We start from the raw sequence: 12,166 nt of genomic DNA on the forward strand, positions 1-12,166 counted from the left end.
GGGCTGTACACCTGATGAGGTCAAGCCACCGGAAGAGGGGCGCGCCTCGTCGCGCCGCGCCCGGAATCTCTCGCATGTCCATCCCGCCGATGTGACCCTCGGCGAGGCGCTCCTGGCCCTGGCCGATCCGGTGCGGCGCACCATCGTGCGCGAGCTGGCGGGGGAGACCGACTGGTCACGGGCCTGCGGCACGTTCGAGCTGCCCGTCACCAAGGCGACGCGCAGTCACCACTTCGCGGTGCTGCGCGACGCGGGCGTGGTGGAGCAGCGGGACGTGGGCCCGCGCCGCCTGAACAGGCTGCGCAAGCCGGAATTCGACATCGTCTTCCCCGGGCTGCTGGACCTCGTCCTGCGCGAGGGGATCACCGACGAACAGTGAGCCGCTGGTGAAGGCGCGGCGGCAGCCTTACGCGAGGCCGTGCGGCGCCGGGAGCCCGTACGCCTCGTGCGGACGCGCCCCGGCGGGCCGCCCGGACCGCAGGACCCCGTGCAGCAGGATCTGCAGGAGGGACTCCAGCTCCGTGTGCAGGCACACCCCGGTGCCCCCGGCCTGGGCCCAGCGGTAGAGCACGCCCAGATAAGCGTCGCGCACGACGTTGCTCACCTGCGGGGGCGAGAGCTCCGGGCCGAGCTCGCCGTGCGCGACCCCGGCGGCGATGATCTCCTCGAAGACCTCGCAGGCGTACGGCTCCTCGAGGAGCGGCCGCCCGGCCTTCGCCCAGGCCATGAGCATGGCGATGGTCGTCTCGCGCTCCTCCTCGTTGATGTCGGCGAGCGCGGTCATGCACCGCCGCAGCCGCGCCTCGGTGCGCTCGTACGCGCCGGGCGGTGTCGAGGCGTCCAGCCGCTCCCGGAGCAGGGCGCGGCGCTGCAGTCCCCACTCGCCGATCAGGTCTTCCTTGCGGTGGAAGTAGTTGAAGAACGTCCCGCGGGCCACGTCGGCGAGTTCGGCTATCTCGTCGATGGACGTGCGGTCGTAGCCCTGCTCCGCGAACAGGGTGAGCGCCGAGGAGTACAGCCGCTGCCGGACCTTCTGCTTGTTGCGCTCCCGACGGCCCGGGGGACGCACGAGTCCGCAGGAGACGTTCTCCATCGTCATTCTCCGTTCAGGAGGGCGGCGTCCGCCCTGGATGGCCCCACGGGCGCGTGGTCGGTGCGGGCGGGGGCCGCGGGCACACCCTAGGGCGCCGGTGACGCGCGGGGACCCCGCGGGGCGGACCAGGATGGGAAAACTTATACCAGAGGTCAACTCTGTGTCACAGAGCCGCTTCGGACCGTTGATGTCCGGCCGGGGCGGCGTGCCGCCGCGCGGGTTTCGGTTCCTGTGCCGGAAGGCGGTCGCGGGAACGCCGGCGGACCTTCCGGGCGGCGCCGCGGAATTCGGCCGGAAAACGCCCCTCGGGGGGCGCGGGCGCCATCGGTTCTCGAGGGTGCCGTGTTCGTGCGGGGTGGATATCCGCCCCGGTCCAGGATTCGGTTGTCTCTTTGGGTCGGACGGTCGATCGACGCCGGAATGTTGGCATCCGATTCCTTTGTCGAGCCGTATGTCATGCGAAGCGTGATTTGCTGGCGCGAATCAGTCCTGTGGAATTTTCGCGGAAGGTGATCCGGTAGGGAATGACCCGGAAATGGAAAAGGTTGATAATTGATTTATGTGCGACCGTTGTGTTTGTTTAGAGGCTCGCTTCGCGGCGACGGTCCGAGCGTCGTCGAATTGTTCGCCGGGTTGAATGCAAAGATGAACTCAGGCGCAAGTTTAATCCTCAACTGCCCCAACCAAGGGGCCACTTGAGGTCTGCTATGCGTGACTCTGTACGGTGATCGGGGGAAATTTCCATGCATGGTGCACACTTTTTGCGAACCCTTGACAGGGGTAAATACTGACCCGAGTACAAGATTGTTCTAACGTCGGCGGTATTCTGTCGCCGCACAACTGGGGGGTGTGTTCCAGTGGAGGGCATACGTGACGCCGAAACGGCCGGCCGCGAGTCATGGGCCGAACAGCGACGGCGTGTCGGTCTGCTGACCGACCGGGAGGCCCAGGTGTTCCTGTTGCTGGGTGCCGGTTATTCGAACCGCAGTATTTCCGCGCGGTTACGGGTTACCGAAGGTACGGTCAAGGCGCACGTCGCGCAGATTCTCTGCAAGCTCCGCGTCGAGTCCCGGCTGCAGGCCGGTCTGGTCTCGTACGCGCATCAGCTGTTCAACGAAAGACCAATAGCCGCGGGTTGAGGCCGTCGGATAGAAATCTTCTGGGCGGCGGCCGGACGTTCCGCCCCGGCTCCCGCCGCAAGGGCGGGGGGCGGGGTGCCAGCCATGCTCAGCGACGTCGATTCCCACGGTCGCCGCCCCTGTCCGCTCTCCGGAAGGCGCCGGGGAGCCGTTCCAGGAAGTCGAGGAACGACAGGCCCGGATCGATCCAGGAGAACCTGTGTCCGTTACCGATGCCCATCCGCGGCAGGCGGGTCCGGCCGCCGCCGCGGTCCCCGGCCCCAGGGAGACCATGCGGGGCCTGCCAGGGCTCCTCCAGCCGCCGCTCACCGTACTCACCGGCAAACCCCTGGCCGGACAGGCCCCGTTCGGCTGGTCGCCGACCTTCCACCTCGCCGCCGCGGTCGCCGCGATGGCCGTCGGCGCGGCCGTCGGCGCGACCGGGTGGGCGCTGGGGTCCTGGTATCTGTTCCTGCTGCTGCCGGGCTGGGCCGTCACCCTGCACGGCATGCGCAACCTGCGCATGATGGTCTACCACCAGTGCTCGCACAGGAACATGTACCGCAAGCGCAAGCTCGACGCCGTCATCGGCCGGGCGACCTCCAGCCTGCTGGTCATCCAGAACTTCGAGCGCTACAGCCGCGAGCACGTCAGCGACCACCACGCCGCCCACCACATGACCCTGCGCGACCCCACGGTGCAGGCGTTCCTCGTCAGCCTCGACCTGCACCCGGGCATGACACGACGTCAGATGTGGCGCCGCGTCCTAGGGAAGCTGGTGTCGCCGCGCTTCCATCTCGCCTTCGCGTACTCCCGCACCCGCTCCTTCTGGAACAAGTCCGCCACCAGCGAGAAGGTCACCTCGGTGGTGCTGTACGGCGCCGTGGCCGCCGCCACGATCGCCACCGGGACGTGGGACGCCCTGCTCGTCGTCTGGTTCATCCCGCTGATCCCGCTCTTCCAGGTCAGCAACACCCTGCGGCTGTGCGTCAAGCACACCTTCCCGCCCGTCGGCACCGAAGTCCGCCGCGGCCGGGAGTACTTCGCCTCCCTCACCAACGCCATCTTCATCGGCGAACCCGCCCCCGACCCGGCCCTTCCCGCGGGGCGGCGCGCCGCGGCCTGGCTCCGCTGGGCCCTGCGCATGGCGTTCGTCCACGCGCCCTCGCGCTATCTGGTCCTCACCGGCGACACCGTCGTCCACGACTACCACCACCGCGCCCCCTCCAGCCGAGACTGGGCCGACTATCTCTTCGCCCGGCAGCGGGACGTCGACGCGGGCCACCCCGGCTGGCCCCCTTACCACGAGGTGTGGGGCCTGGTCCCGGCGATCAGCTATGTCTTCGACTCCCTCGCGGCCGCCGACGCCGAGGAGTACGACGTCACCCGGCTGCGCTCGGTCAGCAAGCGCGAGCTCTTCGCCGCCTTCGACGACTGAACCCGCCCGGCCCGCCGCCCCCCACCCGCAGCACGCATCCGAAGGAGCAGCACCCCCATGTCGCACAGCGAACGCCGCCTCGTCATCCTCGGAGTCGCGGCCAGCGACAGCCACGCCGTCGCCAACCACCTCATCGCCCACGCCCTGCGCGGGCTCGGCTTCGAGGTCGAGAACCTCGGGACCTGCACGCCCGTCGAGGAGTTCGCCGAGGCGTGCGAGCGGCACCCCGAGGCCGAGGCCGTCATCATCGGCAGCCTCAACGGCCATGTCCACGAGGACCTCCGCGACCTGCCCGCCGCGCGTGAGGCGGGCCGCATCACCTGCCCCGTCATCGTCGGAGGCAACCTCTCCGTCGGCAGCAAGAAGGACCCCAAGGACCTGGAGCGCCTGCGCGCCCTGGGCGTGGACCGCATCCTCCGCGACCCGGAGCAGCTGCTGTCCGCCCTCGACGAGCTGCGCGCGAGCCGGACGGCTGAGCGGGAGCGCCTGCTCGTGGCCTCATGACCAAGGTCAGCTATCTGCCGGGACACCCCGCGGGCCCCGGCGCGGAGGCCCTGCCGCCCCTCGCGGAATCCGTCGACTACATCACCTCCCTCGGCAAGCCCACCGCCGCCCGCGTCCTCATGGACGCCCGTGAGGCGGGCCGGGTCGCCATCCAGCCGCGCTGCGGCGTCGGCGGCCACGAGGAGATGAAGGCCCTCCTGCGGGAACTGGAGGACCAGGCGGCCCCCGACATCCTCACCCTCACCATCGACTCGCACACCCGCCTCAAACGCTTCGAGCAGGCCCTGCGCTCCCTCAACCGGGCGCCCGCCGACCTCAACGGCTACCCCCTGGTCAGCCACGGCTATCAGCGCGGCAGGGACATGAACGAGTCCGTCGCGGCCCCGCTGGAGATCCGGCACGGCTCGCCCGACGCCCGCATCCTCTTCGACGTCGCCGTCGCCTCCGGCATCACCTCCTTCGAGGGCGGCGGCATCTCCTACAACCTGCCGTACTCCAAGGCCGTCCCGCTCGCGGAGTCCCTCGCCGCGTGGCAGGCCGTCGACGAGGTGTGCGGCGAGGCCGCGGACCTCGGCCTGGTCATCGACCGCGAACTCTTCGGCACGCTGACCGCCGTGCTCGTCCCGCCCTCGATCAGCCTCGCGATCAGCGTCATCGAAGCGGTCCTCGCCGCCCGCGCGGGAGTGCGCTGCGTCTCCGTCTCGTACCCCCAGAGCGGGCACCTCGTCCAGGACGTCGCCGCCCTGCGGGCGATCCCCGCGCTGGCCCGCACCTATCTGCCCGCCGGGGTGGAAGTGCACGCCGTACTCCACGAGTTCATGGGGGTCTTCCCCAAGAAGCGCGGCAACGCGGAGGACCTGATCTTCTACGGCGCGCTCGTCGCCCGGCTGGGCGGCGCGTCCAAGCTCATCACCAAGACCTACCAGGAGGCGTTCGGCATCCCCGACACCCGCGCGAACGTCGAGGGGCTGCGGCTGGCCGACCGCGCCAACTCGCCGCTGCTGGGCTTCGTCACCGTCGACGAGGAGCGCGTCGCCGACGAGCTCGCCTGGATACTCGCCGAGGTCGCCGACATCGTCGAACCCGTGCTCGCCGCCCCCCGCACGATCACCGCGGTCGTCGACGCCTTCGCGGCCGGCCGCCTCGACATCCCCTTCAGCGCCAGCCGCTACGCCAAGTCGGAGATCATCCCCAAGCGCGACGCCGAGGGAGCCATCCGCTATCTGTCCACGGGCTCGCTCCCCTTCGGCGACCGCACCCGGCGGCACAACAGCGAGCTCCTCAAGGGCGCCGACAGCGCGGACCCCGTCATCGGCTCCCTGCTGACCGGCCTCACCGACGACATCAACTACTTCCCCGCCCTCTTCCGGGAAGCGAAGGGCGAGGAAGCCGAGTGACCGTTCCCGCCCTCGTCCTCCCCGGCGACGGCGCCTGGACCCCCGCCGGCCGGACCCCGCCGGCCTCCACCTTTCGCTTCAGCTAGGAGAGCTCGTATGTCAACGGAAGCAGAACCCCTGCGCATCTGCGTCGTCGGGGCCGGGCCGAGGGGGACCGTGGTGCTGGAGCGGATCTGCGCCAACGCCCCCGAACTCGCGGGCGGTACGCCGGTCGAGGTGCACGTCGTGGATCCGCACCCGGCCGGCGGCGGCCGGGTCTGGCGGGCCGGGCAGTCGCGCCGGCTGCTGATGAACACCGTCTCCGGTGACGTGACCGTCTTCCCCGACGCCAGCGTCACCTGCGAGGGCCCGCTGACATCCGGGCCCACGCAGTACCAGTGGGCCCGCATGGTCGCCGAGGGCGAGGTGACCGGAGTGACCGAGGAGACGAAGGCCGAGGCCGCGCTGATGGAACCGTGGTCGTACGCCTCCCGGGCCTTCCAAGGGGAATACCTCGGCTGGGCGTTCGCCCGCATCGCGCGCGACGCGCCCGCCGGGGTCCGCGTCCAGGTGCACCGGACCCGGGCCACGTCGGTCACCGAGACCCCGGACGGCACACAGCGGGTGCGCCTGGACGGCCGCGACCTGCCCCTGGAGGCCGACGCCGTGGTCCTCGCGCAGGGCCACTACGACGTCGCGCCGACGGAGAAGCAGGCCGCGCTCACCGCGTTCGCCGCCCGGCACGGCCTGCACTACGTGCCGCCGAGCAGCCCGGCGGAGGCGGACCTGACACCGATCGGCGCCGGCCGGCCCGTGGTCCTGCGCGGCCTCGGGCTGAACTTCTACGACTACATGGCCCTGCTCACCGAGGGCAGGGGCGGCCGCTTCGTCCCGCGCGCCGACGGCGGGCTGACGTATGTGCCGAGCGGCGAGGAGCCGGTCATCCACGCCGGATCCGGGCGCGGCGTGCCCTACCGCGCGCGGGCGGAGGTCCGCCAGGAGATCGTGCCCCGCTACCAGGCGACCTTCCTGTCGGCCGAGGAGATCGCCCGGCTCAGGGGCGGGGCGGGCACCGGCCGCACCGACTTCATGCGCGACCTGTTCCCCCTGGTGTCGAAGGAGGTCGCCTGGAACTATTACGGCGCGCTCCTCCGGTCGAGCGACCCGGCCGGACACGCCCGGCTGCTCGCCGAATACCCGCGCCACGCGTGGGGATCCCCGGAGATGGAGGCGCTCCTGAGCGAGCTGGTGCCCGATCCGGAGCTCCGCTGGAACTGGACGACCCTCGACCGGCCCGCCGGCCGGCGGGAGTTCACCGGCGCGGCCGACTACCGCGAGTGGATACTCGGCGTCCTCGACGAGGATCTGCGGCACTCGGACCTGGGCCCGTCCACGAGCGCCGTCAAGGCGGCCGCCGCGGTCATGCGCGACCTGCGCGACGAGGTGCGGCAGGTGATCTCCCACCGGGGCCTGAGCGGCGCCTCCTACCGCGACCACATCGACCGCTGGTTCAGCGGGCTGAACAACTACGCCGCCAGCGGACCGCCCGCCACGCGCGTCCGGCAGCTGCGCGCCCTGGTCGAGGCGGGCGTCGTCCAACTGCTGGGCCCGGACATGCGGGTGACGACGGACGAGGAGTCGGGCGCCTTCGTCGTCGACTCGCCCCAGGTGCCGGACGCCAAGGTGCGGGTGACCGCGCTCGTGGAGGCCCATCTGCCCGTCACCGACGTGCGGCGGGCCACCGACCCGCTGCTGTCGTCGCTGCTCGCCTCGGGAGGGTGCCGGGCCCACTTCATCCCCGACGCGACCGGGCCCGGATACGAGACGGGCGGGCTGGACGTCACCGATGTGACCTTCCAGGTCGTCGACCGCCAGGGCACACCGCACCCGGCCCGCTTCTCCTACGGGCCCCCGGTGGAGTCGGTGCAGTGGGTCACCGCGATCGGCGCCCGTCCGCACGTCAACTCCCGCACGCTGCTCCAGGGCGACTCCATCGCCCGGTCCTGCCTCAAGCTGGGGATGAGCCGCCGCGTCACGGCCCCGGCCGGGCGGGACGCGGAGCTGACGGCGCCCGCGCGCTGACGGCAATGAGCCGGTGAGGGGCGGGTCCCTGGACCCGCCCCTCCGCCGTTCACTCTTCTCCGCCGTTCACTCTTCTCCGCCGTTCACTCTTCTCCGCCGTTCACTCTTCTCCGCCGTTCACTCTTCGTCCGGCGCGCTCCCGTGGACCTCGTGGACCGCCCTCATCAGCGCGATGCCCGCCGGGCCGCCGGCGTAGGCGGCGCAGTGGACGGCGACTTCGGCCATGTCCTCGACGGAACACCCGTTGCGCCGAGCCGCGCCGACATAGAGACGCAGCTCCTCGGGCCGGTTCAGGACGGTGAGCAGCGCGAGGTTGAGGAGACTGCGCGTCCGCCGGTCCAGACCCTCGCGCGCCCAGACCGATCCCCAGTTGTACGTGGTGATCATGTCGTAGAGCGGCTTCGCCGGCGGCCAGTTGCTCAGCGCGGAGCCGACGTGCTCGTCGCCGAGCACTTCTCTGCGGATGCGGCTGCCTGTCGCGTACGGCTCGGGTGTCGATGCGGAGGTGGCAGGCATACGGATCCCCTTGTCCTATGGGTGGTCACCCACGTTTCTACCCGCGGAGCAGGGGCGAGGGGTACCCGACTTTGGTGCAAGAGGCGGCGGGTGAACGGTCGGCGGCGCGGTACGCGCGGCGGTATTCGGTGGGCGGGATGCCGACGCTGCGGGCGAAGTGGAGGCGGAGGTTGCCCGCGCCGCCCAGCCCGCACTGTTCGGCGATCCGGTCCATCGGCTGGTCGGTGGTCTCCAGCAACTCCTTGGCGCGGGCGATGCGCTGGGCCTGGAGCCACTGGAGCGGTGTGGTGCCGGTGGCCTCGTGGAAGCGCCGCGTCAGCGTCCGTACGCTCGTGCCGGCCTGCCGGGCCAGCCGGGGCGCGGTGAGCGGCTCGTGGAGGCGCTCGGCGGCCCAGTGCAGCAGCGGGGCGAGCCCGCTGTCGGTCTCCGTGGGTGGCACCGGCGTCTCGATGTACTGGGCCTGCCCGCCCGGCCGGTGGGCGGGGACGACCAGATGCCGGGCGACGGAACCGGCCACCCGGGAGCCCAGGTCCTTGCGCAGCACGTGCAGGCACAGATCGATGCCCGCGGTGCCTCCGGCGCTGGTGAGGATGTCCCCGTCGTCGATGTAGAGGACGGTGGGGTCGACCTCGACGCGCGGATAGCGCGCGGCCAGCAGCGGCGCGTGGTCCCAGTGCGTGGCGGCCCGCCGCCCGTCGAGCAGCCCGGCCGCCGCCAGCACGAAGGCCCCCGAGCACAGGGAGACGAGCCGCGCGCCGCGCTCATGGGCCTCCCGGACCGCCTCCAGGAGCCGCGCGGGCGGCTCGCCGCGGACGTCCGCGCTGGCGGGCACGATGACGGTGTCCGCCTCGACGATCTCCCGGTAGCCGTACGGGGTGTGCGTGGTGAACCACTGCCGCGCGGGGGCCGTTCCGGTCTCCGTGGGGTTGCAGAGCCGGAAGTCGTACCAAGGGGTGTGGAGATCCGGGCGTGGAGTGCCGAACACATGGCAGGGCACGGCGAGTTCGAGGATCGGCATGCCGTCGGTCACCGCCACGGCCACGCGACCGGGGCCGCCGGGCTGCTGAGTCATGGCAGCAATCTAGCGACTCATGGCAGATCTGCCACTCGAAGAGGCGGCCGCGGGCGCCGACAGTGGGAAGTGCCCCGATTCGGACCCACGGAGAGACGACGGATCACGTTCATGACCTCGACCCCCCAGACGACGAAGGCGGATGCGGCCGCCTCCGCCTCCACTGCCGCGGACCCCCGGCGCTGGCTGGTGCTGACCGTCGCGTCGGCCGCCCAGTTCCTCGCGATCCTCGACCTGTTCGCCGTCACCGTGGCCTTCCCCGCCCTGGAGAAGTCCTTCCCCACGGCCTCGCTCGCCTCCATGTCCTGGGTGCTCAACGGCTACACGATCGTTCTCGCCGCGCTCCTCGTCCCCGCCGGGCGGCTCGCGGACGAGACGAGCCGGAAGGCCAGCTTCCTCATCGGCATGGTCCTCTTCGGGTTGTCCTCGGTCGGCTGTGCCGTCGCTCCCGGCCTGACCGTGCTGATCATCGCCCGTGTGGTGCAGGCGATCGCCGCCGCCGTCCTCGTGCCCACCTCCCTGGGGCTGGCCCTGCCGGCCTTCCCCGAGCATGAGCGCTCCACGGCCATCGGCATCTGGACGGCGGTCGCGGCCGTCGCCGCGGGCAGCGGACCGGTGCTGGGCGGCCTGCTGGTGGAGATCGACTGGCGGTGGATCTTCATCATCAACGTCCCCGTCTGCGCCGTCGCCGTGCTCGCCGGCGCGCGCCTGCTGCCCCGGGTGCCCCGCAAGGCGGCGCAGGGCCTCGACCTGCTCGGATCGGCGCTCATCCTCCTCGCGTCCGGCGCGCTGACCATGGCCTTCGTCGAGGCGCCCGACTGGGGCTGGACCGCGCCCGGCACGCTGGGCTGCTTCGCGGCCGCCGTGGTGCTGCTGCTCGTCTGCCTGCGGCACATCCGCCGCACCGCGGACCCGATCATCAGCCCCACGCTGTTCGCGAGCCGGCTCTTCAGGGTCGGCGCCATCGGCATCTTCGTCTACTACCTGGCGTTCGCCGCCATGCTCTTCGAGGCCGCCCTCTTCCTGACCGGGCAGTGGCACTACTCCGTCCTGCGGGCGGGCCTGGGCATCGCGCCCACCCCGGTCACCGTGATGATCCTCTCCGCGCTCTCGGGAAAGATCATCCGCCGCGTCGGCGCCCGGACCTCGGCGGTGGCCGGAGGCGTGGTCTTCGCCGCGGGCTGCGCGTGGTGGCTGACCGCGGCCGGCCCCTCGCCGCACTACGCGGCGGCCTACCTCCCGGGAGCGATCCTCGTCGGCGCGGGCAACGCCCTCATCCAGCCCGCCCTCTTCGGCGCCGCGAGCGTCCTCCCGGCCGAGCAGCTCTCGGTGGGCTCGGGCACGCTGATGATGTCCCGCCAGATCGGCTCGGCGCTGGGCGTCGCTCTGCTCACGGCTCTGCTGGGCAGTTCGGGGCATCCGGCGATGTCCGCGTTCCGGCATGGGTGGGTGTTCATGATTGTCTGCGCGTTGTCGGCGGCGGGGGTGGGGCTTCGGTATCGGGGGCGGGATTGAGCGTGCCTGTTGCCGTGGGCGGGGGCGGGATTGAGCGTGCCGCCGTTGTCTGGTGCGGGTTGCTTGCGCCTTGCGGTTCGGGTGGCCTCAATCTCCCCCAGCGGCAGCTGGGGGAGATTGAGGACGCGGCCTCAGGCCGCTCCCGCCGCAGGCGGCAACGGACCCGCCGCTCGGGGTCCGGGGCGCAGCCCCCCGGCGAACTCGGCGGTCAGCTCGCGGCAGAGCGTCTCGAAGACCTGGGGCGCGGCGCCGCCGCCGTTGGTGAGGAGGGCGACGGCGAAGCCCTTCTCGGGGACGGCCCGCAGACAGGCGAGCTGGCCGGACGTACCGCCGTCGTGGCCGAAGCCGCGCGCGCCGTCCCATTCGAAGAGGCCCCAGCCCAGCCCCCAGTGGGCGCCGAGGGACCACTGGTCGGGCACCTCGGCCTCGCGGTGGAGCATCGCCGCCACGGCGGCGGGGGAGAGCACCCGTGTGCCGTCCGGCGCCGTGCCGCCGTCGATGAACAGCCGGGCGAACCGCACCACGTCGGCGGCCGTGGCGCTGATCCCGCCGTAGGGGCCGGCGGAGCGGGGCAGCATGTCCCACCGCGGGGTGGGGACGGGGTCCTCGCCCGGGGCGCCCACGTGCCCCATCGCCGCCCGGAAGCGCAACACTTCCTCGGGCAGGGTCATCGTGCGGCCGAGGCCGAGCGGGGCGAGGAGCAGCTCCTTGAGTGCCTCGTCCCAGGTCTTGCCGGTGACGACCTCGATGATCCGGCCGAGGATGGTGTAGGCGGCGGTGGAGTACGACACGGTGGCGCCGGGCGAGCTGGTCATGCCGATGCCTCGCGCCGCCTCGACGTAGCGGGCCAGGCAGTCGTCGTCGCGGCCGGTGTCCTCGGCGAAGTCGCCCTCGATGCCGCTGGTGTGGCCGAGCAGTTGGCGCGGCGTGATCGTACGGGACGCCTCCGCGTCGGCGACGGCGAAGTCCGGCAGGACGTCCACGACGGGCGCGTCCAGGTCGAGCCTTCCGGTGTCGGCGAGCAGCACGGCGAGCGCGGCCGTGTAGCCCATGCTGATCGAGCCGATCTGGAACACCGAGTCCGTGGTCGCCTCGACACCGGTGCCGGTGTGCAGGATGCCGCTCGCCAGCTCGTGGATCTCCCTGTCGGCGAGCACGGCCAGCGCGGCGCCCGGGACGCGGTGGGCGGCCAGCAGCCGGTCGAGCCGGGCCTGCCAGCGGGCGGCGTCGAAGCCGCTCGGGGTCACCACGCCCAGCGCGCGGTTCACGACCCGGTCCACCTCGCGGTTCGTCCGCTCCATGAGCTTGGCCACCTCGTCGTCGACGAGCCTCGACACCTCGCGGTAGACGTTCTTCACCTCCTCGTCCACGACCCTCGACACTTCCCGGTACACGTTCTCCGCCATGACGTATTCCCCCCAGGGATGTGTGCGGTGATGAAGCGGGGCGGGG

11 protein-coding genes are annotated in these 12,166 nt (G+C 71.7%); 7 read left to right on the forward strand and 4 right to left on the reverse strand.

The window, feature by feature from the left end; all coding sequences use genetic code 11:
• Window positions 1-91 precede the first annotated feature (91 nt).
• On the forward strand, window positions 92-379 hold the full coding sequence (locus tag ACZ4A5_RS21910; protein ID WP_467586525.1) for an ArsR/SmtB family transcription factor: 288 nt from the start codon (window positions 92-94) through the stop codon (window positions 377-379).
• 27 nt (window positions 380-406) lie between these two features.
• On the opposite strand, the gene ACZ4A5_RS21915 is transcribed toward ACZ4A5_RS21910, so the two are convergent.
• The gene (locus tag ACZ4A5_RS21915; protein WP_467586528.1) at window positions 407-1,093 is read right to left on the reverse strand and encodes a TetR/AcrR family transcriptional regulator; all 687 of its coding nucleotides are present in this window, start codon (window positions 1,091-1,093) and stop codon (window positions 407-409) included.
• Between the two features lie 857 nt (window positions 1,094-1,950).
• Here ACZ4A5_RS21915 and ACZ4A5_RS21920 point away from each other — a divergent pair.
• From ACZ4A5_RS21920 to ACZ4A5_RS21940, 5 genes are all read left to right on the forward strand, one after another.
• Complete coding sequence (locus ACZ4A5_RS21920; RefSeq protein WP_398871536.1) at window positions 1,951-2,232, forward strand: response regulator transcription factor; 282 nt, start codon at window positions 1,951-1,953, stop codon at window positions 2,230-2,232.
• A gap of 199 nt (window positions 2,233-2,431) precedes the next feature.
• Complete coding sequence (locus tag ACZ4A5_RS21925; RefSeq protein ID WP_467586531.1) at window positions 2,432-3,649, forward strand: fatty acid desaturase; 1,218 nt, start codon at window positions 2,432-2,434, stop codon at window positions 3,647-3,649.
• Between the two features lie 57 nt (window positions 3,650-3,706).
• A complete protein-coding gene (locus tag ACZ4A5_RS21930) occupies window positions 3,707-4,153 on the forward strand; it encodes a cobalamin-dependent protein (RefSeq protein WP_467586534.1) in 447 nt (148 codons plus the stop codon).
• Window positions 4,150-5,550, forward strand: coding sequence for a methylaspartate mutase (locus tag ACZ4A5_RS21935; protein WP_467586536.1), 1,401 nt, complete (start codon window positions 4,150-4,152; stop codon window positions 5,548-5,550). Before ACZ4A5_RS21930 ends, ACZ4A5_RS21935 begins: the two co-directional genes overlap by 4 nt.
• Window positions 5,551-5,646: 96 nt before the next feature.
• Window positions 5,647-7,611 (forward strand): FAD/NAD(P)-binding protein, encoded by a 1,965-nt coding sequence (locus ACZ4A5_RS21940; protein WP_467586539.1) that lies wholly within the window; start codon window positions 5,647-5,649, stop codon window positions 7,609-7,611.
• A gap of 117 nt (window positions 7,612-7,728) precedes the next feature.
• On the opposite strand, the gene ACZ4A5_RS21945 is transcribed toward ACZ4A5_RS21940, so the two are convergent.
• Window positions 7,729-8,127 (reverse strand): carboxymuconolactone decarboxylase family protein, encoded by a 399-nt coding sequence (locus ACZ4A5_RS21945; protein WP_467586542.1) that lies wholly within the window; start codon window positions 8,125-8,127, stop codon window positions 7,729-7,731.
• Between the two features lie 37 nt (window positions 8,128-8,164).
• Window positions 8,165-9,199: a GlxA family transcriptional regulator gene (locus tag ACZ4A5_RS21950; RefSeq protein ID WP_467586544.1), complete on the reverse strand. Its 1,035-nt coding sequence runs from the start codon at window positions 9,197-9,199 to the stop codon at window positions 8,165-8,167.
• Window positions 9,200-9,310: 111 nt separating this feature from the next.
• Between ACZ4A5_RS21950 and ACZ4A5_RS21955 the strand changes: the two genes are divergently transcribed.
• Window positions 9,311-10,714 (forward strand): MFS transporter, encoded by a 1,404-nt coding sequence (locus tag ACZ4A5_RS21955; protein WP_467586547.1) that lies wholly within the window; start codon window positions 9,311-9,313, stop codon window positions 10,712-10,714.
• Window positions 10,715-10,845: 131 nt separating this feature from the next.
• Here the strand turns inward: ACZ4A5_RS21955 and ACZ4A5_RS21960 are convergent, their stop codons facing one another.
• On the reverse strand, window positions 10,846-12,120 hold the full coding sequence (locus tag ACZ4A5_RS21960; protein WP_467586551.1) for a serine hydrolase domain-containing protein: 1,275 nt from the start codon (window positions 12,118-12,120) through the stop codon (window positions 10,846-10,848).
• Window positions 12,121-12,166: the final 46 nt, after the last annotated feature.

The organism is Streptomyces sp. NPDC025618 (assembly GCF_055558795.1).